Annotated in this window: 20 protein-coding genes; 1 reads left to right on the top strand and 19 read right to left on the bottom strand. The window is 58.0% G+C overall.

The window, feature by feature from the left end:
* Window positions 1-67: 67 nt before the first annotated feature.
* The 15 genes from rpsQ to rpsL form a co-directional block, all read right to left on the bottom strand.
* Entirely contained in the window at window positions 68-310 is a 243-nt protein-coding gene (gene rpsQ / locus ACFOOP_RS13910) for a 30S ribosomal protein S17 (protein ID WP_379881720.1), read from the bottom strand.
* 17 nt (window positions 311-327) lie between these two features.
* Window positions 328-522 (bottom strand): 50S ribosomal protein L29, encoded by a 195-nt coding sequence (gene rpmC / locus ACFOOP_RS13905; RefSeq protein WP_379881719.1) that lies wholly within the window; start codon window positions 520-522, stop codon window positions 328-330.
* Window positions 523-533: 11 nt separating this feature from the next.
* A complete protein-coding gene (gene rplP, locus ACFOOP_RS13900; protein WP_379881718.1) occupies window positions 534-947 on the bottom strand; it encodes a 50S ribosomal protein L16 in 414 nt (137 codons plus the stop codon).
* A 31-nt stretch (window positions 948-978) separates the two neighbouring features.
* Window positions 979-1,680, bottom strand: a complete 702-nt coding sequence (gene rpsC / locus ACFOOP_RS13895) for a 30S ribosomal protein S3 (protein ID WP_379881717.1) — start codon at window positions 1,678-1,680, stop codon at window positions 979-981.
* The gene (gene rplV, locus ACFOOP_RS13890; RefSeq protein WP_379881716.1) at window positions 1,680-2,060 is read right to left on the bottom strand and encodes a 50S ribosomal protein L22; all 381 of its coding nucleotides are present in this window, start codon (window positions 2,058-2,060) and stop codon (window positions 1,680-1,682) included. Before rplV ends, rpsC begins: the two co-directional genes overlap by 1 nt.
* A 2-nt stretch (window positions 2,061-2,062) precedes the next feature.
* Window positions 2,063-2,341 (bottom strand): 30S ribosomal protein S19, encoded by a 279-nt coding sequence (gene rpsS, locus ACFOOP_RS13885; RefSeq protein ID WP_375203174.1) that lies wholly within the window; start codon window positions 2,339-2,341, stop codon window positions 2,063-2,065.
* 17 nt (window positions 2,342-2,358) lie between these two features.
* Window positions 2,359-3,198, bottom strand: a complete 840-nt coding sequence (rplB, locus tag ACFOOP_RS13880) for a 50S ribosomal protein L2 (protein WP_379881715.1) — start codon at window positions 3,196-3,198, stop codon at window positions 2,359-2,361.
* Between the two features lie 15 nt (window positions 3,199-3,213).
* Complete coding sequence (locus tag ACFOOP_RS13875; protein WP_379881714.1) at window positions 3,214-3,528, bottom strand: 50S ribosomal protein L23; 315 nt, start codon at window positions 3,526-3,528, stop codon at window positions 3,214-3,216.
* On the bottom strand, window positions 3,525-4,142 hold the full coding sequence (rplD, locus tag ACFOOP_RS13870; protein ID WP_379881713.1) for a 50S ribosomal protein L4: 618 nt from the start codon (window positions 4,140-4,142) through the stop codon (window positions 3,525-3,527). The genes ACFOOP_RS13875 and rplD overlap by 4 nt, the downstream gene beginning before the upstream one ends.
* Window positions 4,142-5,008, bottom strand: coding sequence for a 50S ribosomal protein L3 (gene rplC / locus ACFOOP_RS13865; protein WP_379881712.1), 867 nt, complete (start codon window positions 5,006-5,008; stop codon window positions 4,142-4,144). Before rplC ends, rplD begins: the two co-directional genes overlap by 1 nt.
* Before the next feature lie 12 nt (window positions 5,009-5,020).
* Complete coding sequence (gene rpsJ / locus ACFOOP_RS13860) at window positions 5,021-5,332, bottom strand: 30S ribosomal protein S10 (RefSeq protein WP_369313984.1); 312 nt, start codon at window positions 5,330-5,332, stop codon at window positions 5,021-5,023.
* A 113-nt stretch (window positions 5,333-5,445) separates the two neighbouring features.
* Window positions 5,446-6,621 carry an elongation factor Tu gene (gene tuf / locus ACFOOP_RS13855; RefSeq protein ID WP_379881711.1) on the bottom strand — a complete coding sequence of 392 codons (1,176 nt, stop codon included), beginning with the start codon at window positions 6,619-6,621 and terminating at the stop codon, window positions 5,446-5,448.
* An 88-nt stretch (window positions 6,622-6,709) separates the two neighbouring features.
* A complete protein-coding gene (gene fusA, locus ACFOOP_RS13850; protein WP_379881710.1) occupies window positions 6,710-8,788 on the bottom strand; it encodes an elongation factor G in 2,079 nt (692 codons plus the stop codon).
* 29 nt (window positions 8,789-8,817) lie between these two features.
* Window positions 8,818-9,288: a 30S ribosomal protein S7 gene (gene rpsG, locus ACFOOP_RS13845; RefSeq protein ID WP_379881709.1), complete on the bottom strand. Its 471-nt coding sequence runs from the start codon at window positions 9,286-9,288 to the stop codon at window positions 8,818-8,820.
* 11 nt (window positions 9,289-9,299) lie between these two features.
* Window positions 9,300-9,671, bottom strand: coding sequence for a 30S ribosomal protein S12 (gene rpsL, locus ACFOOP_RS13840; protein ID WP_375203182.1), 372 nt, complete (start codon window positions 9,669-9,671; stop codon window positions 9,300-9,302).
* Window positions 9,672-10,079: 408 nt separating this feature from the next.
* Here rpsL and ACFOOP_RS13835 point away from each other — a divergent pair, with 408 nt between their 5' ends.
* Window positions 10,080-11,309, top strand: coding sequence for a glycosyltransferase (locus ACFOOP_RS13835; RefSeq protein WP_379881708.1), 1,230 nt, complete (start codon window positions 10,080-10,082; stop codon window positions 11,307-11,309).
* 104 nt (window positions 11,310-11,413) lie between these two features.
* On the opposite strand, the gene rpoC is transcribed toward ACFOOP_RS13835, so the two are convergent.
* The 4 genes from rpoC to rplJ form a co-directional block, all read right to left on the bottom strand.
* Window positions 11,414-15,670: a DNA-directed RNA polymerase subunit beta' gene (rpoC, locus tag ACFOOP_RS13830; RefSeq protein ID WP_379881707.1), complete on the bottom strand. Its 4,257-nt coding sequence runs from the start codon at window positions 15,668-15,670 to the stop codon at window positions 11,414-11,416.
* Window positions 15,671-15,748: 78 nt separating this feature from the next.
* The gene (rpoB, locus tag ACFOOP_RS13825; RefSeq protein ID WP_379881706.1) at window positions 15,749-19,828 is read right to left on the bottom strand and encodes a DNA-directed RNA polymerase subunit beta; all 4,080 of its coding nucleotides are present in this window, start codon (window positions 19,826-19,828) and stop codon (window positions 15,749-15,751) included.
* A gap of 289 nt (window positions 19,829-20,117) precedes the next feature.
* A complete protein-coding gene (rplL, locus tag ACFOOP_RS13820; protein ID WP_379881705.1) occupies window positions 20,118-20,492 on the bottom strand; it encodes a 50S ribosomal protein L7/L12 in 375 nt (124 codons plus the stop codon).
* 49 nt (window positions 20,493-20,541) lie between these two features.
* The gene (gene rplJ, locus ACFOOP_RS13815; protein ID WP_379881704.1) at window positions 20,542-21,054 is read right to left on the bottom strand and encodes a 50S ribosomal protein L10; all 513 of its coding nucleotides are present in this window, start codon (window positions 21,052-21,054) and stop codon (window positions 20,542-20,544) included.
* Window positions 21,055-21,412: the final 358 nt, after the last annotated feature.

Genomic DNA, 21,412 nt, shown 5'->3' with positions numbered 1-21,412 from the left:
ATGGGCCCTCATGGCCCGCTTCACTCATTCCATCCGCCCCAACTCCCCGAAAGGAGGGCGAACGGGCTTAACCTTTTGCTCCGAGGCCGATGACTTCCCAGCGTTTCAGCTTGGATTTCGGCGCGCATTCCTGAATGCGGACCAGATCGCCGACCTTGTATTTGTTTTCCGCGTCATGAGCGTGAAAACGATTTGAACGACGGACAACTTTCTTGAACAGCGGATGCGTAAACATACGCTCGACATTCACGATGACCGTTTTCTCGCCCTTGTCGCTCACAACGGAGCCTTGCAGAATGCGTTTTGGCATTGCTTTCGCCTTTATCCTTAGTTCGCCCGGGTTTTTTCGCCGAGAATGGTTTTGATCCGGGCGATGTCCTTGCGCACTTCGCCGATGCGTGTGGTCTTTTCGAGCTGACCCGACGCTTTCTGAAAGCGCAGGTTGAATTGTTCCCGCTTGAGCTGAAGGAGACGATCCTTCAGTTCGTCGGCGGTCAAATCGCGTGCTTCACTGGCGTTCATGACTTTGCTCCCTACTCGCCGATGCGCGTTACAATGCGCGTCTTGATCGGCAGCTTGGCTGCACCCAGCAACAGCGCTTCACGCGCGATCGCGTCCGGCACGCCGTCAAGTTCGAACATGATGCGGCCAGGCTTCACTTTGGCGGCCCAGTATTCAACGGAACCCTTGCCTTTACCCATCCGCACTTCGGTCGGTTTCTTCGACACCGGCACGTCCGGAAAAATGCGAATCCACACACGGCCCTGACGCTTCATGGCGCGGGTGATGGCGCGGCGAGTGGCTTCGATCTGACGCGAGGTTACGCGTTCCGGCTCCATGGCTTTAAGACCATGGGATCCGAAGTTCAGATCCGTACCGCCCTTAGCGGCTCCCTTGATGCGCCCTTTGTGCATCTTGCGGAATTTTGTTCTTTTCGGCTGCAGCATGACTGGCTCGCTCCAAAATCCTTAATTCGCGCTAGTTGCGCTGCTGATGACCGACGCCGCCCGTCTGGGCTTCGATCAAACGCTTTTCGTGACCCATGGGGTCGTGTTCCATGATCTCGCCCTTGAAGATCCAGACCTTGACGCCGATGGCGCCATAAGTCGTCTGAGCGGTCGCTACGCCGTAATCGATATCGGCGCGAAGCGTATGAAGCGGCACGCGGCCTTCACGGTACCATTCCATCCGCGCGATCTCAGCGCCGCCAAGACGACCGGAGACATTAACGCGAATGCCAAGGCCGCCCATGCGCTGGGCTGTCTGCATTGCGCGCTTCATGGCGCGGCGGAAGGCGACCCGGCGCTCAAGCTGCTGCGCGATATTCTCGGCAACCAGCGTCGCATCAATTTCCGGCTTGCGGATTTCAACGATGTTGAGGACCGTTTCCGACGAAGACAGCTTCGAGAGTTCCTGACGCAGCTTTTCGATATCGGCGCCTTTTTTGCCGATCACAACGCCCGGACGCGCGGTGTAAATCGTGACGCGGCACTTTTTGTGCGGGCGCTCGATGACAATGCGCGACACGCCGGCCTGTTGAAGGCGCTTTTCGAGATACTTCCGGATCGCGAGGTCTTCATGCAGCAAGTCGCCATAGGCGGCTTTGCCGGCAAACCAGCGCGAGTCCCAGGTGCGGTTGATCCCGAGGCGGAGGCCGATTGGGTTTACTTTCTGGCCCATTAAGCGGCCTCCTCAACTTCTTTCACGACGATCGTGATTTCAGAAAACGGCTTTTGAATTCTGCCGACGCGGCCACGCGCGCGGGCTTTCCAGCGCTTCATGACCATGTTCTTGCCAACAAAAGCCTGATCGACAACGAGCTGATCGATGTCGAGATCGTGGTTGTTCTCAGCGTTTGCGATCGCGCTTTCCAGAACTTTCTTGACGTTCAGGGAAATGCGCTTGCGCGAAAAGGTCAGCTCGGCGAGCGCCTTTTCAACCGGCATGCCGCGAATAAGCTGCGCCACAAGGTTCAATTTCTGCGGCGAGGTGCGGATCAGGCGGCCTTTGGCCATGGCCTGGGTTTCACCAACGCGCCGGGGATTTTTACTCTGCCCCATGACTATTTCCTCTTCGCCTTCTTGTCCGCGCCGTGACCGTAATAGGACCGGGTCGGAGAGAATTCGCCGAACTTGTGACCGACCATGTCTTCGGTGACATGTACGGGGATGAATTTCTGGCCGTTATAGACGTTGAACGTCAGTCCGACGAATTGCGGCAGGATCGTTGAACGGCGCGACCAGGATTTGATCCCGCCTTTGTGTTTTCCGTCCTGTGACTCTTCCGCTTTCTTCAGGAGATAGCGGTCGACGAACGGACCTTTCCAGACTGAACGTGGCATGTCGTATTATCTCCGGCCTATTTCTTTTTCTTGCGCGCGTGACGCGAGCGCAGGATGAGTTTGTCAGTTGCTTTATTCTTGCGGGTCTTGGCGCCTTTGGTCGGCTTGCCCCACGGCGTGACCGGGTGACGACCGCCCGAGGTGCGGCCTTCGCCGCCGCCATGGGGGTGATCGACCGGGTTCATCACGACACCGCGCACCGCAGGACGCTTGCCCTTGTGACGATTGCGCCCGGCCTTGCCAATCGACTGGTTCATGTGATCCGGGTTGGAGACGGCGCCGATTGTCGCCATGCACTCACCAGAAACGAGGCGCACTTCGCCAGACTGCATGCGCACCTGCGTCATGCCGCCGTCGCGGCCGACGAGCTGGGCATAAGTCCCTGCGGAACGCGCAACTTGACCGCCCTTGCCCGGCTTCAGCTCCACATTGTGGATGATCGTGCCGACCGGAATGCCTTTAAGCTTCATGGCGTTGCCGGGCTTCACGTCAACCTTTTCGCCCGCGATGACTTTATCGCCAGCCTTGAGACGCTGCGGCGCGAGGATGTAAGCCTGCTCGCCATCGAGATATTTCAAAAGCGCGATGAAGCCCGAACGGTTCGGATCATATTCGAGACGCTCGACCTTGGCTTCGATGTCAAACTTGTTCCTTTTGAAGTCGACAAGCCGATAGGTCTTTTTCACGCCGCCGCCGCGACGGCGAACGGTGATGCGACCGGTGTTGTTGCGACCGGCTTTTTCACTCAAGCCCTCAGTCAGCGATTTGACAGGTTTACCCTTCCAAAGCTCGCTGCGGTCCACCAGCACCAGCTGGCGGCGGCTCGGCGTCGTCGGTTTGAATTTTCTCAAAGCCATTGGATTAAACCTGCCTTAAAGTCCGGTCGTCACGTCGATGGAGTGACCTTCTTCGAGGGTCACGACCGCTTTTTTCACTGTCGAACGCGTATAGCCGCGTCCCTTGAACTGCTTGTTCTTGCCTTTGATGCGCAGCGTATTCACGGCCTTCACTTTGACCTTGAACAGCGCCTCAACGGCTTCCTTGATCTCCGGCTTCGTCGCCGTGAGAGGTGTCTGAAACACAACCTGATTGTTTTCCGATGCGATCGTCGATTTCTCGGTGATCACCGGCGCAATTAGCGTGTTGTAATGGGCCTCAACGGCCCCGGTTACGGGTTTCTTGCTCATTTGAGGCGCTCCTCCAGACCTTCGACGGCTGCCTTGGTGAGGATCAGCTTGTCCTTGCGCAGAATGTCATAAACATTCGCGCCGATGACCGGCAGCATGTCGATGCCCGCGAGATTGCGCGTGGCGAGGCCGAAATTCTCATCAACTGATGCGTCAACGATCAGGGCGTTGGCGATGTCCATTTTCGCAAAAGCCTCGACCAGCGTTTTAGTCTTGGCGTCGGCGAGCTTGGCTTCGTCAATCACGATCAGCGAGCCTTCAGCCGCTTTCGCGGAAAGAGCATGCTTGAGCGCAAGACGGCGCACTTTTTTAGGCAGGTCGATCGCATGGCTGCGCACGCGAGGCCCATGAGCCTTGCCGCCGCCGCGGAATTGCGGAGCTGCGCGGTTGCCGTGACGGGCGCCGCCGCCGCCTTTCTGGCGACCGAATTTCTTCGAGGTGGCTTTGACTTCGCCACGCTCTTTCGCCTTGTGCGTGCCTTGCTGGCGTTTGGCCAGCTGATAGACAACGCAGCGGTGCAGAATGTCTGCGCGCGGCTCGAGACCGAAGATCGCGTCATCGAGATCGATGGACCCGGCCTTCTTGTTGTCAATGCTGAGGACGTCGGTTTTCATTATTCGTCCCCTTCTTTCTTTTCAGTTTCATCAGCGGACGGCACGCCTTCAGCGCCGGCGCCGGATTCTTGTTCTTTCAGCGCAGCCGCCTGTTGGGCCTGCGCCTCTTCCGCCGCAGCCTTGGCCGCAGCTTCTTCTTCAGCCGCAGCTTGCGCGGCCGCTTCTTCAGCCTGACGAGCCGCTTCCTTAGCAGCTGATCTCAGCGCCGCCGGCAGGACTGCGTTTTCAGGCGTAGGCTTTTTCACCGCATCCTTGATCAACACCCAGCCGCCTTTTGGACCTGGCACAGCGCCTTTGATCAGGATCAAACCGCGCTCTGTATCGGTCTTCACGATCTGAAGGTTTTGCGTGGTCACACGAGCTGCGCCCATATGGCCGGCCATCTTCTTGCCTTTGAAGACCTTGCCCGGATCCTGACACTGACCCGTAGAACCATGCGAGCGGTGTGAGATCGACACACCGTGCGTCGCGCGAAGGCCGCCGAAATTCCAGCGCTTCATGGCGCCGGCGAAGCCTTTACCGATGGAGGTGCCTGTCACGTCGACATACTGACCTTCAAAATAATGATCGGCGATGATCTCTTCGCCAACGTCGATCATGTTTTCTTCGGAGACGCGGAACTCTGCGACTTTCGCCTTCGGCTCGACATTGGCTTTGGCGAACTGGCCGCGTTCAGCTTTCGTCGTGCGTTTGGCTTTCTTCGCGCCAGCGCCAAGCTGCACCGCAGTGTAGCCGTTCTTATCAGCCGTGCGCTGACCCACCACTTGACAATTTTCAAGCTGCATCACCGTCACCGGAAGGTGTTCACCTTCCGACGAGAAGATGCGGGTCATCCCGACTTTCTTTGCAATTAGTCCCGTGCGCATTTCAAATGCTCCTTAAGCGCCCAGCTTGATTTCGACATCGACGCCAGCCGAGAGGTCGAGTTTCATAAGCGCATCCACCGTTTGCGGCGTCGGATCGACGATATCGAGCATGCGCTTATGAGTGCGCATTTCGAATTGCTCACGGCTCTTTTTATCAATATGCGGCGAACGGTTGACCGTATAACGCTCGATGCGCGTCGGCAGCGGGATTGGCCCGCGCACATTGGCGCCCGTGCGTTTCGCCGTATTCACGATTTCCAACGTCGAAGCGTCGAGCACGCGATGATCAAACGCTTTGAGCCTGATGCGGATATTCTGTTGCATTTTTCGGTCGCTTTGCTTTGGGTCTACGCTTCGTTCTTAAAAAATCCGGTTCTCAATTCCGGAGTCGAAAGCGCGGACCGGTTTAGGGCCGGTCCGCGCAATATTGTCGCCTGCTACTCGATGATTTTCGAGACGATGCCGGCGCCGACCGTACGGCCGCCTTCACGGATAGCGAAGCGAAGCTTCTCTTCCATGGCGATCGGCACGATCAGCTCGACATTCACTTCCACATTGTCACCCGGCATGACCATTTCGACGCCTTCTTTAAGCGTCACGACGCCGGTCACGTCGGTGGTGCGGAAGTAGAATTGCGGGCGGTAGTTCGTGAAGAACGGCGTGTGACGGCCGCCTTCTTCTTTCGTCAGGATGTAGGCTTCAGCCACGAATTTCGTGTGCGGGGTCACTGAGCCCGGCTTGCAGAGCACCTGGCCGCGCTCAACAGCTTCACGCTCGATGCCGCGCAGAAGAACGCCGACATTGTCGCCTGCTTCACCGCGGTCAAGCAGCTTGCGGAACATTTCAACGCCCGTGCAGGTGGTTTTCTTCGTGTCTTTGATGCCGATGATTTCGAGTTCGTCGCCAACATTGACAACGCCGCGCTCAACACGGCCGGTGACAACAGTGCCGCGGCCGGAGATCGAGAAAACGTCTTCGATCGGCAGCAGGAACGGCTGGTCAACAGGACGCTCAGGCGTCGGGATGTAGGTGTCGACGGCTTCCATCAGCGCTTTGATGGAGTTTTCGCCGATTTCCGGGTCGCGGCCTTCAAGAGCTGCGAGCGCCGAACCCTTGATGATCGGAATATCGTCGCCCGGGAATTCGTAAGAAGAAAGAAGTTCGCGAACTTCCATTTCGACGAGCTCGAGCAGCTCTTCGTCGTCAACCTGGTCAACTTTGTTGAGGTAAACAACGATCGCCGGAACGCCAACCTGACGAGCAAGCAGGATGTGCTCGCGGGTCTGTGGCATCGGGCCATCCGCTGCGTTCACAACGAGGATCGCGCCGTCCATCTGCGCCGCGCCTGTGATCATGTTTTTCACATAGTCAGCGTGACCCGGACAGTCGACGTGTGCGTAGTGACGGTTTTCCGTTTCATACTCAACGTGTGCGGTCGAGATCGTGATCCCGCGAGCCTTTTCTTCCGGCGCCGCATCAATCTGGTCATACGCCTTGAAGTCACCGAAATATTTGGTGATCGCAGCCGTCAGGGTCGTCTTGCCATGGTCAACGTGACCAATAGTTCCGACGTTAGCGTGCGGTTTTGTACGTTCAAACTTTGCCTTCGACATTTCACTTCTCTCCGTCTTCTTTGACGTCTGTCTTTAAACCTGATCGCCCGGGGGTCTTCGTTCTGGCGGGCGGCCTTCTCTGAATTGGCTAGCCAGCCAGCTTCGCCTTAACTTCCTCTTCAACCGCTTTCGGCACGCGCTCATAGTGATCGAACTGCATCGTGTACTGAGCGCGACCCTGGGTCGCCGAGCGAAGATTATTCACATAACCAAACATGTTGGCGAGCGGCACCATCGCGTGAACGACGTTGGCGTTGCCGCGCATTTCCTGCTCCTGGATCTGCCCGCGCCGCGAGTTGAGGTCGCCGATCACCGTGCCGGTGTATTCTTCCGGCGTGACGACTTCGACCTTCATGACTGGCTCGAGAAGCGCGAGACCAAGCGCAGGCTTGTTTTCGCGCAACGCAGCGCGCGCCGCGATTTCAAACGCCAGCACAGAGGAGTCGACGTCGTGGAACGCGCCGTCATAAAGCTCGATCTTGAAATCGAGGATCGGGAAGCCAACCAGGAGACCCGTTTCACGGATCGAGTTGATGCCCTTTTCGACGCCCGGGATATATTCCTTCGGGATCGAGCCGCCAACGATCTGGCTTTCAAATGAGTAGCCGACGCCAGGCTCCTGCGGAATGACGCGGAACTTGATGCGCGCGAACTGACCTGAACCGCCCGACTGTTTCTTGTGGGTGTAGTCGATATCCGCTTCTTTGGTGATCGTCTCGCGATAAGCAACCTGCGGCGCGCCAATATTGGCTTCGACCTTGAACTCACGCTTCATGCGGTCGACCAGAATGTCGAGATGAAGCTCGCCCATGCCCTTGATGATGGTCTGACCGGATTCTTCATCAGTCGAGACGCGGAATGACGGATCCTCAGCTGCAAGACGCTGCAACGCAAGGCCCATTTTTTCCTGGTCGGCTTTGGTTTTCGGCTCAACAGCGAGCTCGATCACCGGCTCCGGGAATTCCATCCGCTCAAGCACGACCGGTTTCGCCGGATCGCAAAGCGTATCGCCCGTCGTCGTATCTTTGAGACCAACAACAGCGATGATGTCGCCAGCGAAAGCCTCTTTGATCTCTTCGCGGCTGTTGGAGTGCATTTGCAGCATCCGGCCGGCGCGTTCTTTCTTGCCCTTGACCGTGTTGATCAGCTGTGAGCCCGCTTCGAGCTTGCCCGAATAAATACGGCAGAAGGTGAGTGTGCCCACAAACGGGTCGTTCATCACCTTGAAGGCGAGCATGGAAAGCGGCTCGTCGTCGGACGATTTGCGCGTTACTTCCGTGTCTGTGTCAGGCAGCACGCCCTTGATCGGCGGCACCTCAACCGGGCTCGGCAGGAAGTCGACAACCGCATCGAGCATCGGCTGAACGCCCTTGTTCTTGAAGGCGGAGCCGCAAAGAACCGGGTGGAATTCAACCTTACAGGTGCCCTGACGGATGAGGCGTTTGATGGTCGCTTCATCGGGCTCATTGCCCTCGAGATAGGCTTCCATCACGGCTTCGTCGAGTTCGACGACCGTTTCGACCATTTTCTCGCGATATTCTTTAGCCTTGTCGAGGAGATCGGCCGGAATGTCTTCTTCATGGAAGGCGGCGCCGAGATTTTCCTCTTCCCAGATGACAGCCTTCATTTTGATAAGATCGACGATGCCTTTGAAGTTGTTCTCCGCACCGATGGGCAGCTGAAGAATAACCGTTTTCGCGGCAAGGCGTTTGTGGATGGTGTCCACGGAGTAATAGAAGTCAGCGCCAATCTTATCCATCTTGTTGATGAAGAAGATGCGCGGCACATGATACTTGTCACCCTGACGCCAGACTGTTTCCGTCTGCGGCTCAACACCGGCGTTAGCGTCGAGAAGCGCAACAGCGCCGTCGAGAACGCGCAGGGAGCGCTCGACTTCAATCGTAAAGTCAACGTGGCCTGGGGTGTCGATGATGTTCAGGCGCTTGTCTTTCCAGGAACATGTCGTCGCGGCGGACGTAATCGTGATGCCGCGCTCTTGCTCCTGCTCCATCCAATCCATCGTCGCGGCGCCGTCATGGACTTCGCCGATCTTGTGGGACTTGCCGGTGTAATAAAGGACACGCTCGGTCGTCGTCGTCTTGCCCGCATCGATGTGGGCCATGATGCCGAAGTTCCGATAGTCTTCAATTTTGTGCGTGCGCGCCATGACTGCGGGCCCTTACTCTTTCAATTCCGTTACCAGCGATAATGCGAGAATGCGCGGTTGGCTTCCGCCATCCGGTGCGTATCTTCACGCTTCTTGACCGCTGCGCCCCGGTTCTGTGAGGCGTCCATTAGTTCATTCGAAAGCTTGTCGACCATAGTGGTCTCATTGCGCGAGCGAGCTGCGTTAATGATCCAGCGCATGGCGAGAGCGAGCTTGCGGTCCGGGCGAACCTCGACCGGAACCTGATATGTCGCGCCGCCGACCCGGCGTGAGCGGACTTCGATAGCCGGCGTCACATTTTCAAGCGCTTCTTTAAAGAGCTCGACCGGCGGGCGGCGCAGTTTGGCTTCGATCTTCTCGAAAGCGCCGTAGACAATTTTTTCGGCCGCCGGCTTTTTGCCGTCAACCATGACGTAGTTCATAAATTTCGAAACGGTCTTGTCGCCGAACTTCGGGTCCGGATGAACGACGCGTTTTTCTGCGCGGTGACGACGTGACATCTCTTAAATCCTTACTTCGGCCGCTTGGCGCCGTATTTCGAACGGCGCTGTTTGCGATCTTTGACGCCCTGCGTATCGAGCACGCCGCGGATAATGTGGTAGCGAACGCCGGGAAGGTCTTTCACGCGACCGCCGCGGATCAGGACCACAGAGTGCTCCTGAAGGTTGTGACCTTCGCCCGGGATATAGCCGATCACCTCATGACCGTTGGTCAGGCGGATCTTTGCAACCTTACGAAGCGCCGAGTTCGGCTTCTTCGGTGTCGTAGTGTAAACGCGCGTGCAAACGCCGCGCTTTTGAGGATTGCCCTCAAGCGCCGGCACTTTGTTGATTGCCCGTTTCGGCTTCCGCGGTTTGCGGATAAGTTGTTGAATCGTCGGCATCCGTTTCCGTCTCTCCGGCTTTGGCCTTCGCTTGTCGCAGGCGCTGACCCAAATCCTTCGCGACATGGATGGGATTATCCATGACGCAAACGAGCGGAGCCCCGTCAGGCGGAACGCCGCTCAATAAACCTATACTGTCATCAGCTAAAAGCGGCTGCGTTTCAGGGTCTTTCCCGAAAAGGAAAAGAGCTGACGGCCAGCCATTCAGCGGCGCGAGACATACCGGCGCGAGTCGGGTGGGTCAATACGTGTTTACAAAAATAAAAGACGTTTTCGCTGGTTTTTTCCGGCCAGCGCTTCCCACATGGTGGCCGCTTCCTTGCACGCTGTTAAGACAGCCGAAAAATCGCCGGAAATCAAGGCGACAAGGGGCTAAATTGCATTTGGCGGAAACGGCTTAAAAGAATCATGGATAAGAATGAAACGGCGCACCAGCCGGATCGAGGAGGCAGAAAGTTGCGTATCGCCATCGTTCAATATGGGGTCTTCCATGACCGTTTTGAGGCATTGAGGGCCGGCGCGAGCGAGACCTACTACGCTCAACGCTATTCAGTGGATTTTGTCGCCTCCCTCGCCGATCGATGCGAATTTCTCGGCGTTTGCGGCGTTCTGGGGGAAAAAACAGAGGAGGTCGCGCTTTCAAACCGACTCCATTCAGCCTGCATACCTGCGATCAAGGGCGGCGCACTGGATTCGCCCTCTATCATCCGGCTGCTGGAAAAATGGCGGCCGGACCGGCTGATTCTCCAGGCGCCGGACCGGCCTCTTCTAAGATGGGCGTTAAAAAACAGGGTCGAAACCCTGCCCCTGCTTGCGGACAGCTTTGAACAAAAGTCGGTCAAACGGCAGGCGCAGGCGTTCCTTCTCGGACGGCTTCTCAATAATCGCGCCTTCCGCGCTGTCGGAAACCACAATGTGCCCTCTTGCCTCTCACTGAAGCGCATTGGCGTTGATGCGGCGAAAATCTACCCATGGGACTGGCCCCACGAGGTCAGACCAGAGGCCAACCCTGTGAAGTCCCTGCCGGAAGGCCCCGCTGAGCTTGTTTATGTGGGGACCGTCGCAGAGGCAAAGGGCGTCGCGGAGTGCATTGAGGCGGCGCGCATCCTTAAAGCGGATGGCGTCGACTTTAAGATGACGATCATTGGCGGCGGCGGCTTTTCGGAAGGCGCACAGGCGCTGATCACCCGTTTTGAGTTATCGGATGAGGTCCGACTGACAGGACGGCTTTCTCATGACCAGGTCTTTGAGACGCTGAAGAGCGCGACCCTCTCCATGGCGCCGAGCTGGCACGCCTATCCGGAGGGGCTGCCAATGACGATCTATGAGGCGCTGGCGACCCGTACGCCCCTCGCCCTGTCCGACCACCCGATGTTCCAGCTCTATTTCAAAGACACACCAGCGGCCCGTATGGCGCCGGAGCGCGACCCGAACGCCCTCGCCTCGTCTATCAAGGCTCTGATTACTGATAAAGACGCCTACGCCGCCGCTTCGGAAGCGACAGGCGATCTCTGGAACCAGGTCAAATGCGACCTGACCTGGGGGAGCCTGATCAAAGCGTGGCTTGGCGAGGATGGCGCCTCGCTGGACAGTATCCAAAGGGACAGCCTCGAAGCCAGGCTCGCTCAGCTCAGTTAGAACGCTACAGCGCACCCGCTCAGAATGAAGTTGCCGGAGGCCGGCCAATAAAAACGGCGGCCCAAAGGCCGCCGTTTTTAAATGGTTCGCAAATGACGCCGCGATTATTCCGCCGCGTCAGCCGCTTGCTCAACGCCATCCTCTGACGCCGCCGCGTCTTCTGCAGGAGCTGCGCTTTCTTCCGGCGCCGCAAGCTGCGGCGCTCTTGAAGCTTCGGCGCGCTTCTGACGCTCTTCGAGCAGCAGATCGTCCCGTCGCTCCGCCTCGACCTGGTGCTTGGACATGGCCCCGCCGGTGCCGGCCGGAATGAGACGGCCGACAATGACGTTTTCTTTCAGACCCTCAAGGGTGTCGACCTTGCCGTTGACCGCCGCGTCGGTGAGGACGCGGGTCGTTTCCTGGAAGGACGCCGCGGAGATGAAGGACCGCGTTTGCAGCGAGGCTTTAGTGATGCCGAGCAGCACCGGCACGGCCTGCGCCGGACGCTTGCCCTGATCGTCGAGCTTGGCGTTGGTTTCCTCGAACTCAAGCTTGTCGACCTGCTCTTCCTTGAGGAACAGCGAGTCGCCCGGATCGGTGATTTCGACTTTTTGCAGCATCTGGCGAACGATCACCTCAATGTGCTTGTCGTTAATCGGCACGCCCTGCAAGCGATAGACTTCCTGGATCTCATCAATGAGGAAGTCGGCGAGCGCCTCGATCCCCATGATCGCCAAAATGTCATGCGGCGCCGGGTTGCCATCCATGAGGTATTCGCCCTTGGCGATGAAATCTCCGTCCTGAACCGCGATATGGCGGCCTTTGGGGACGAGATAATCGGAAGGCTCCAGGCTCTCATCGGTCGGAATGATCCGGATGCGGCGCTTGTTCTTATAGTCGCGGCCGAATTCAACGCGGCCATCGACATCGGCGATGATCGCATGATCTTTCGGACGGCGCGCTTCGAACAGTTCTGCGACACGCGGCAGACCGCCGGTGATGTCACGGGTCTTGGCGCCTTCGGTGGGGATACGCGCAAGCGCATCACCCGGCGCGATGTCTTCCCCGTCCTCGACGGAAAGAATTGCGTCAACAGGAAGCATGTAACGCGCCTCCCCGCCCGTGGAGAGCTTCATCGGCTCACCCTTGTCGTCGAGAATGACAATGGCGGGCTTCAAGTCCGCCGCACGTGGATTGGCGCGCCAATCGATGACCACGCGGCTTGCAATACCCGTCGCTTCGTCGGCGACGACCTGCATGGAGAAGCCTTCCTGAAGATCCTCGAACTTAATCTTGCCGGCGACCTCGGTGAGGATCGGCAAGGTGTATGGATCCCAGTCGGCCAGACGCTGACCGCGCGTGACTTTGGTGCCGTCCTTGACGCGCAGTTTTGCGCCATAGGAAATTTTGTAGGACGCCTGTTCCTTGCCGTCGCTATCGACGATCTTGACCAGCGTGTTGCGGCCCATGACGACGAAATCGCCCTGAGAGTCCTGCAGCACAATGCCGCCGTCGAGCTTGACGGCGCCTTCATGGCTCGCCTCGATGAACGAGGTGTCGCCAACCTGCGCCGTGCCGCCAACGTGGAATGTCCGCATGGTCAGCTGCGTGCCGGGCTCGCCGATGGACTGTGCGGCGATGACGCCCACGGACTCACCGATATTGACCGGGCAACCGCGCGCGAGGTCGCGGCCGTAGCATTTCGTGCAGATACCGACTTTGGCGTCGCAGGTGAGCACCGACCGCACGCGAATTTTCTGGAAGCCGGCGGCTTCGATCAATTCCGCCTGAGGCTCATCGACTTCGTCATTGACCTTGCCGAGAAGCTCGCCGGTTTGCGGATGCTTGAGATCCTCGAGCAGCGTGCGGCCAAGGATGATTTGCGACAGGGGCACAACAATTTCGCCCGACCGCACCACGGCTTCCATGGTGATGCCGTTGGTGGTGCCGCAATCGATTTCGCGTACGATGCAGTCCTGCGCGACGTCGACGAGACGGCGGGTCAAATAACCCGAGTTCGCCGTTTTCAACGCCGTATCCGCAAGACCCTTACGAGCGCCGTGTGTCGAGTTGAAGTACTCGAGCACGGTGAGGCCCTCTTTAAAGTTCGATGTGATTGGCGTCTCGATAATCTCGCCTGACGGCTTCGCCATCAGACCGCGCATGGCGCCGAGCTGACGCATCTGGGTCGGCGAACCACGCGCGCCCGAATGCGACATCATGTAGATCGAGTTCGGTTCAAGCTGACGGCCTGTGTCCGGCTCATATTTGGTCTCGGAAATTTCCGCCATCATCGCGTCGGCGATTTTATCCGTACATTTCGCCCAGGCGTCGATGACCTTGTTGTATTTCTCACCACGCGTGATCAGGCCCTCAGCATATTGCTGTTCGAATTCGGAAACCTGAGCGCGGGTTTCTTCAACGAGCGGCTTCTTAGCCGCCGGAATGACAACGTCATCCTTGCCGAAGGAAATGCCCGCCTTACACGCTTCCTTGAAGCCGAGATCCATAATGTGGTCAGCAAAAATGACCGTCTTTTTCTGGCCGCAATGACGATAGACGATGTCGATGAGGCCCTGAATGGTCTTCTTCGTAAGAAGCTGGTTGATGACCGAAAACGGCACGTTGGAATCGTGCGGCAGCACCTGCGCAACCTTCATGCGGCCCGGCGTTGTTTCCACGATCTCGCGGAAATGTTCGCCTTTCTCGTTGACCCCTTCCCAGAGCGCCTTGATCTTGGAGTGCAGCGTAACGACGCCGGCGTTGAGCGCGTGCTCAATCTCCTGGATCGTGCCGAAAACCTTGCCTTCGCCCGGCTCACCTTCTTTGTCCATCGTGATGTAATAGAGACCAAGCACGATGTCCTGGCTCGGCACGATGATCGGCTTGCCGTTGGCGGGCGACAGGATGTTGTTGGTCGACATCATCAGGACGCGCGCTTCGAGTTGCGCCTCCAGTGACAACGGAACGTGCACCGCCATCTGGTCGCCGTCAAAGTCGGCGTTAAACGCCGTACACACGAGCGGGTGCAGCTGGATTGCTTTCCCCTCGATCAGCTTCGGTTCAAATGCCTGAATGCCAAGACGGTGCAGCGTCGGCGCACGGTTCAGCATGACAGGGTGCTCGCGAATGACCTCGTCGAGAATGTCCCAGACTTCGGGCCGTTCTTTTTCAACGAGTTTCTTCGCCTGTTTCACCGTTGCAGAAAGACCCTTGGCGTCAAGACGCGAATAGATGAAGGGCTTGAACAGTTCGAGCGCCATTTTCTTCGGCAGGCCGCACTCATGCAGTTTGAGTTCCGGGCCGACCACGATAACCGAACGGCCGGAATAGTCGACGCGCTTGCCGAGCAGGTTCTGACGGAAACGGCCCTGCTTGCCTTTCAGCATGTCGGACAGCGATTTCAACGGACGCTTGTTGGTGCCCGTGATAACGCGGCCGCGACGACCGTTGTCGAACAGCGCATCGACGGATTCCTGCAGCATGCGCTTTTCGTTGCGCACGATGATGTCCGGCGCGCGCAACTCGATCAGACGCTTAAGGCGGTTGTTGCGGTTGATGACCCGGCGATAGAGGTCGTTGAGGTCCGAAGTCGCGAACCGGCCGCCATCGAGCGGCACCAGCGGGCGAAGTTCCGGCGGAATGACCGGAATCACCGTCATGATCATCCATTCCGGCTTGTTGCCGGATTCGATGAAGGCGGTGATCAACTTCAGGCGCTTGGCGTATTTCTTGGTTTTGAGCTCTGAGGTTGACTCTGCGATGTCGACGCGCAGCTTTTCCGTCACCGCTTCCATGTCGATATTCGACAGAATTTCGCGCATGGCTTCGGCGCCGATGCCGGCGGTGAAGCTATCTTCGCCGAATTCTTCCTGCGCCTGAAGATACTCTTCTTCGGTGAGCATCTGGTTTGGCGCGAGATTTGTCAGGCCCGGCTCGATAACAATGTACTGTTCGAAATAGAGCACGCGCTCCACATCTTTCAGCGTCATGTCGAGCATCAGTGAAATGCGGGACGGCAGCGATTTCAGGAACCAGATATGCGCGACCGGCGCGGCGAGCTCGATATGGCCCATGCGCTCGCGGCGAACCTTGGTTAGCGTAACTTCAACGCCGCATTTTTCACAGACGATGCCTTTATACTTCATGCGCTTGTATTTGCCGCACAGGCATTCGTAATCCTTCGTCGGACCGAAGATGCGGGCGCAGAAGAGCCCGTCCCGCTCCGGCTTGAAGGTGCGGTAGTTGATGGTTTCAGGCTTTTTGATCTCGCCGAAGGACCAGGAGAGAATCTTCTCCGGGCTCGCCAGCGAAATGCGGATCTTGTTGAACGTCTGCGCGGGGGCAGTCGGATTGAATACGTTCAGCAGTTCCTGTGACATGAGCGCCTCTTAACTTTCGGTGCGGGACTTAAAACCCCGCGAATTCATCCTAAGGGTGGAACGGAAAACGCTTGCGCGTCACCCGTTCTGAAGCTCGACATTGAGGCCGAGCGAACGCATTTCCTTGACGAGCACGTTGAAGCTTTCCGGGATGCCCGCTTCGAACGAGTCATCGCCGCGAACGATCGCCTCATAGACTTTCGTCCGGCCGGCGACGTCATCGGACTTCACGGTCAGCATTTCCTGCAACGTGTAGGCGGCGCCGTAAGCTTCGAGCGCCCAGACCTCCATTTCGCCGAAACGCTGGCCGCCGAACTGGGCCTTGCCGCCCAAAGGCTGCTGCGTGACAAGCGAGTACGGGCCGATGGAGCGCGCGTGGATCTTGTCATCGACAAGGTGGTGGAGCTTCAGAAGATATTTATAGCCCACCGTCACTTTGCGGTTGAAAGTGTCGCCGGTGCGGCCGTCAAACAGCGTCACCTGGCCGGACTCTTCGAGGCCGGCTTTGGTGAGCATTTCGACGATTTCCTTCTCGCGGGCGCCGTCAAAGACGGGCGTCGCGATGGGAACGCCGCGAACGAGGTTCTGGCCAAGTTCTTTCAGCTCCTCATTGGAGCGCGGCAGCACCTGATCCTCGCCATAGACATCCTTGAACTTGGCGATGAGGTCTTCGCGGGTCGCCTGATCGGATTCCCACTGTTCCAGCAGGTCATCAATCTGACGGCCAAGACCGCGGCACGCCCAGCCGAGATGGGTCTCAAGAATCTGCCCCACATTCATGCGCGACGGCACGCCAAGCGGGTTCAGAACGATATCGACCGCGGTGCCGTCCGCGAGGAACGGCATGTCTTCCATCGGCGCAATTTTCGAGATGACACCCTTGTTGCCGTGACGGCCGGCCATCTTGTCGCCCGGCTGAAGCTTGCGCTTCACGGCCACAAAGACCTTGACCATCTTCATCACGCCCGGCGGCAGCTCGTCGCCGCGCTTCAGCTTGTCGACCTTGTCTTCAAAGCGGGCTTCGAGGCGCGCTTTGGATTCGTCGAACTGCTTCTTCATGGCTTCGATCTCGGCCATCACCGCATCGTCGGCGACGCCGATCTTCCACCACTGGCCTTTGGAAAGTTGGTTTTCCAGCACATCGGCCGTGATTGCGCCCTTCTCAAAGCCCTTCGGCCCTGAGACAGCGTCCTTGCCCTGCAGCAAGGGCTGCAGGCGGCCATAGACGTTGCGCTCAAGAATGGCGAGCTCGTCGTCGCGGTCTTTTGCAAGACGTTCGATTTCTTCACGCTCGATCGAAACCGCGCGCTCATCCTTGTCGACGCCATGACGGTTGAAGACGCGAACCTCAACAACCGTGCCAGCAACACCCGGCGGCAATTTCAGCGAGGTGTCACGCACGTCGGAGGCTTTTTCACCGAAAATCGCGCGCAGGAGTTTTTCCTCCGGCGTCATCGGCGATTCGCCTTTCGGCGTGATCTTCCCGACGAGAATATCGCCCGGATGCACTTCGGCGCCGATGGCGACGATGCCAGCCTCGTCGAGATTGCGAAGCGCTTCTTCCGACACGTTCGGTATGTCGCGCGTAATCTCTTCAGGGCCAAGCTTGGTGTCGCGCGCCATCACTTCGAACTCTTCGAGGTGGATGGAGGTGAACACGTCGTCGCGCACGATGCGCTCGGAAATCAGGATCGAGTCCTCGAAATTGTAACCGTTCCACGGCATGAACGCGACGAGCACGTTCTTGCCGAGGGCAAGCTCGCCAAGATCCGTCGACGGACCGTCGGCGATAATATCGCCTTCACGCACCTGATCGCCGATTTTCACCAGCGGACGCTGGTTGATACAGGTGTTCTGGTTCGAACGCTGGAACTTGCGCAGGTTGAAAATATCAACGCCCGGCTTGGTTGGGTCGTTCTCTTCAGTAGCGCGGATAACAATGCGTTGCGCGTCCACCTGCTCGACAATGCCGGTGCGGCGGGCGGCGACGGCGGCGCCGGAGTCACGCGCCACAATCGCTTCCATGCCGGTGCCCACAAACGGCGCCTCGGCCTGAAGAAGCGGCACAGCCTGACGCTGCATGTTCGAACCCATGAGCGCGCGGTTGGCGTCGTCATTTTCAAGGAACGGAATAAGCGCCGCAGCGACCGAAACGAGCTGTTTCGGCGAAACGTCAATATAGGCCACGTCTTCTCGCGGAACCAGCGTGGCGTCGCCGCCGACGCGGCAGTTCACGAACTCATTCGAAAGCTTGCCGTTATCGTCAACTTCAGCGTTCGCCTGCGCGATCGCGAAGCGCTGCTCTTCCATGGCGGAAAGATAGACGACATCGTCCGTCACCTTGCCGTCGATCACCCGGCGGTACGGGCTTTCGATGAAGCCGTATTTATTGACCTGCGCGTGGGTCGCTAGCGAGTTGATCAGACCGATATTCGGTCCTTCCGGCGTCTCGATCGGACAGATGCGGCCGTAATGGGTCGGGTGAACGTCGCGGACTTCGAAGCCGGCGCGCTCACGGGTGAGGCCGCCCGGGCCAAGCGCCGAGAGGCGGCGCTTGTGGGTGATCTCGGAGAGCGGGTTGGTCTGGTCCATGAACTGCGAAAGCTGCGAGGAGCCAAAGAACTCGCGCACCGCAGCCGCCGCCGGTTTGGCGTTGATCAGGTCGTGCGGCATCAGCGTATCAAGCTCTTGGCTGGACATGCGCTCTTTAATGGCGCGTTCCATGCGAAGCAGACCGATGCGGTACTGGTTCTCCATCAGCTCGCCGACTGAACGCACCCGGCGGTTGCCGAGATTGTCGATATCGTCGATTTCGCCATTGCCGTCGCGCAGTTGCACGAGCGTCTTGAGCACCGCAAGGATGTCTTCCTTACGGAGGGTGCGCAGCGTGTCTTCGGTCTCGAAACCAAGGCGGATATTCATCTTCACCCGGCCGACCGATGACAGGTCATAGCGTTCCGGATCGAAGAACAGCGAATAGAACAGGCCTTCCGCCGTTTCCAGTGTCGGCGGCTCGCCTGGGCGCATGACGCGATAGATGTCGATCAGCGCCATCTCGCGGTTGCGGTTCTTATCCGCATTCAGCGAGTTGCGGACATAGCCGCCAATATTGATGTGGTCGACGTCGATCGTATCGAACGCATTGACGCCGATCTCCTCGAAGGTTTCGAGATGGTCTGCGGTGATCTCTTCGCCAGCCTCGGCGTAGATTTCGCCATTGTCGAAATTCACGAGGTCGGAGGCGAAATAACGGCCAATCATCTCTTCGTCAGAGAGGAGAAGATCTTTCAACCCTTCTTCGGCGAGCTTCTTGGCCGCGCGGGCGGAAAGCTTCTTGCCAGCCTCGAGAACGACTTCGCCGTTCTTGGCGTTGATCAGGTCGCGCTCAACCTTCACGCCTTTCCAGCGCTCAGGGTTGTACGGCATGATCCAGCCGGTCTTGATCTTCTTATGCGGGACGCGGTCATAGAATTCGTCGAGGATCTCTTCCTGATCCATGCCGAGCGCATAAAGCAGCGTTGTCGCCGGCAGCTTGCGTCGGCGGTCGATGCGGACATTGACGATGTCTTTGGCGTCGAATTCGAAATCGAGCCAGGAGCCGCGATACGGAATGATCCGGGCCGCGAAAAGCAGCTTGCCCGAAGAGTGGCTCTTGCCCTTGTCGTGATCGAAGAACACGCCCGGCGAACGGTGCATCTGCGAAACGATAACGCGCTCTGTGCCGTTGACGATGAAGGTGCCGTTGTCCGTCATGAGCGGCATGTCGCCCATATAGACTTCCTGCTCCTTGATATCCTTGACGGATTTTGCGCCGGTTTCTTCGTCCACTTCAAATACGATGAGGCGCAGCGTCACCTTGAGCGGCGCCGCATAGGTCATGTCGCGCTGCTGACACTCTTCCGTGTCATATTTCGGCTCCTCAAACTCGTAGGAGACATATTCAAGGGTCGCAGTCTCGGTGAAATCCGAGATCGGGAAGACCGAGCGGAACACCGCTTCAAGGCCTTCGAGCAGACGATCTTCGGGTTTGGCGAAGCGCTGCAGGAACTGTTCGTAGGAATCTTTTTGAACCTGGATCAGGTTCGGCATGGGAGCCGCATCGCCGATGCGGCCGAAATTTTTGCGAATTCGTTTCTTCTCAACGAAGGATTGCGCCATATTATCCTCACAAGCGGGTGTCAGCCGTTCAAACGCGCGCTAGAGCCCTGACGGACAACAGGGTTAATGCATGCGCAAAAGTCCCGTCGGCCGGACGAAGTTCGACCGCGGGTCCCGGGTGACTAAATTTTGATCTCGATTATCCGAAGCACGTCGCCGCAAAGCCTGAAGCCGCCGGTGGATGCCACCGGCGGCGAATGGGTGTAATAAGCACGCCCGCCACCCTCCGCAACCCCTCTCAGGGAAGAAATTGGGGGAGAAACGCGCCCTTCCAGCGTTTTGGCCGAACCTATTTGAGTTCGACTTTCGCGCCAGCCTCTTCGAGCTTTTTCTTGATTTCTTCAGCTTCGGATTTGCCCGCAGCTTCTTTGACGGTTTTGCCGCCAGCTTCAACGAGGTCTTTTGCTTCTTTCAGGCCAAGACCTGTGATCGCGCGAACTTCCTTGATCACGTTAATCTTCTTGTCGCCTGCATCGACCAGAACGACGTCAAATTCGGTCTTTTCCTCAGCCGCTTCAGCAGCCGCGCCAGGAGCTGCCGCAACCGCAACCGCGCCAGCCGCCGGCTCGATGCCGTACTCGTCTTTCAGAATATTTTTCAGCTCAGCCGCTTCCAGAAGCGTCAGGCCAACAAGCTCTTCAGCCAGTTTTTTAAGATCAGCCATTGTCTTAGTTTCCTAGTTCTTTGATTTGGTTACAAAATTGGTGCGAACGTTACGCCGCTTCGCGATTCTCCAGTGTCTCCAGGATGCCGGCGATATTGGACGCCGGGGCGCCGAGGGCGCCGGCGATTTCCGCCGCAGGAGACGTGATGGCCAGGACGATGGAGGCGATGAGCTCTTCGCGTGACGGCATGGAGGCAAGCGCTTCCACCCCTTTCACGTCCATGATTTCTTCGCCCATCGCGCCGCCCAGGATCGTGAGTTTCTCATTATCCTTGGCGAATTTCTTGACGGCTTTCGCCGCTGCGACCGGGTCTTCAGAGAACGCAATGGCGGTTGGTCCCTGGAAAAGATCCGTAAGTTTTTCGCTCGGCTTCCCAGAGATCGCGATCTTGGCGAGACGATTCTTGACGATTTTCATGGAAGCGCCGGCATTGCGCAGTTCACCGCGCAAGGACTCGAATTCAGAGACCGACAGGCCTCCATTCGCCACCACGACAACCGTGTTCGCATCGAACACGCCGCCGATCCATTCGACCATTTCCGCCTTTTGGGTTCTGTCCATGAGGCAGGTCCTTTGGTTCAAACAAGGCCGGAAGACGTCTCCCGGCCCCAACTATCCCCGCTTGCGCGGGGGGCTTCGATCTATGCGGAAAGTGGTGCGGAAACCAAAAAGGCTCCCGCGTTTTCCGCAGAGAGCCTGCCCCAGAAGGTCTCATGGACATCCGGCTCTTGAACCGGTTGATCCTTTTCCCTCTGTCTATGCGGGAGATTAAGTGAATTGCTCCACACCCGCAGTCTCGGACAGGTTGCGCCGGGCGAGCCCGGTGCGACGGTGCGATTACCAGCTTTTCCGCTGATTGCAAGCCTTCACGGCGCAAATACCGGGAAATAGCCGCGTTTTACGCCTCATCTGTGGGTCG

The sequence above is a fragment of the Hyphococcus aureus genome (assembly GCF_042643165.1).
GTDB classification, from domain to species: Bacteria; Pseudomonadota; Alphaproteobacteria; order Caulobacterales; family Parvularculaceae; genus Hyphococcus; species Hyphococcus aureus.
Note: the sequence above shows the minus strand (reverse complement) of the source record. Positions and strands in the feature narration are given on the sequence as shown.

What these genes read in the sequence shown, in the direction of transcription:
- fusA (WP_379881710.1), bottom strand. Translation starts at nt 8,788, where the DNA reads ATGGCGCGCACGCACAAAATTGAAGACTATCGGAACTTCGGCATCATG.
- rplC (WP_379881712.1), bottom strand. Translation starts at nt 5,008, where the DNA reads ATGCGCACGGGACTAATTGCAAAGAAAGTCGGGATGACCCGCATCTTC.
- rpsC (WP_379881717.1), bottom strand. Translation starts at nt 1,680, where the DNA reads ATGGGCCAGAAAGTAAACCCAATCGGCCTCCGCCTCGGGATCAACCGC.
- ACFOOP_RS13875 (WP_379881714.1), bottom strand. Translation starts at nt 3,528, where the DNA reads ATGAGCAAGAAACCCGTAACCGGGGCCGTTGAGGCCCATTACAACACG.
- rplJ (WP_379881704.1), bottom strand. Translation starts at nt 21,054, where the DNA reads ATGGACAGAACCCAAAAGGCGGAAATGGTCGAATGGATCGGCGGCGTG.
- rpoC (WP_379881707.1), bottom strand. Translation starts at nt 15,670, where the DNA reads ATGTCACAGGAACTGCTGAACGTATTCAATCCGACTGCCCCCGCGCAG.
- rplL (WP_379881705.1), bottom strand. Translation starts at nt 20,492, where the DNA reads ATGGCTGATCTTAAAAAACTGGCTGAAGAGCTTGTTGGCCTGACGCTT.
- rpoB (WP_379881706.1), bottom strand. Translation starts at nt 19,828, where the DNA reads ATGGCGCAATCCTTCGTTGAGAAGAAACGAATTCGCAAAAATTTCGGC.
- rplD (WP_379881713.1), bottom strand. Translation starts at nt 4,142, where the DNA reads ATGAAAACCGACGTCCTCAGCATTGACAACAAGAAGGCCGGGTCCATC.
- rplV (WP_379881716.1), bottom strand. Translation starts at nt 2,060, where the DNA reads ATGGGGCAGAGTAAAAATCCCCGGCGCGTTGGTGAAACCCAGGCCATG.
- rplP (WP_379881718.1), bottom strand. Translation starts at nt 947, where the DNA reads ATGCTGCAGCCGAAAAGAACAAAATTCCGCAAGATGCACAAAGGGCGC.
- tuf (WP_379881711.1), bottom strand. Translation starts at nt 6,621, where the DNA reads ATGTCGAAGGCAAAGTTTGAACGTACAAAACCGCACGCTAACGTCGGA.
- rpsJ (WP_369313984.1), bottom strand. Translation starts at nt 5,332, where the DNA reads ATGCAACAGAATATCCGCATCAGGCTCAAAGCGTTTGATCATCGCGTG.
- ACFOOP_RS13835 (WP_379881708.1), top strand. Translation starts at nt 10,080, where the DNA reads ATGGATAAGAATGAAACGGCGCACCAGCCGGATCGAGGAGGCAGAAAG.
- rpsG (WP_379881709.1), bottom strand. Translation starts at nt 9,288, where the DNA reads ATGTCACGTCGTCACCGCGCAGAAAAACGCGTCGTTCATCCGGACCCG.
- rpsS (WP_375203174.1), bottom strand. Translation starts at nt 2,341, where the DNA reads ATGCCACGTTCAGTCTGGAAAGGTCCGTTCGTCGACCGCTATCTCCTG.
- rpsQ (WP_379881720.1), bottom strand. Translation starts at nt 310, where the DNA reads ATGCCAAAACGCATTCTGCAAGGCTCCGTTGTGAGCGACAAGGGCGAG.
- rplB (WP_379881715.1), bottom strand. Translation starts at nt 3,198, where the DNA reads ATGGCTTTGAGAAAATTCAAACCGACGACGCCGAGCCGCCGCCAGCTG.
- rpsL (WP_375203182.1), bottom strand. Translation starts at nt 9,671, where the DNA reads ATGCCGACGATTCAACAACTTATCCGCAAACCGCGGAAGCCGAAACGG.
- rpmC (WP_379881719.1), bottom strand. Translation starts at nt 522, where the DNA reads ATGAACGCCAGTGAAGCACGCGATTTGACCGCCGACGAACTGAAGGAT.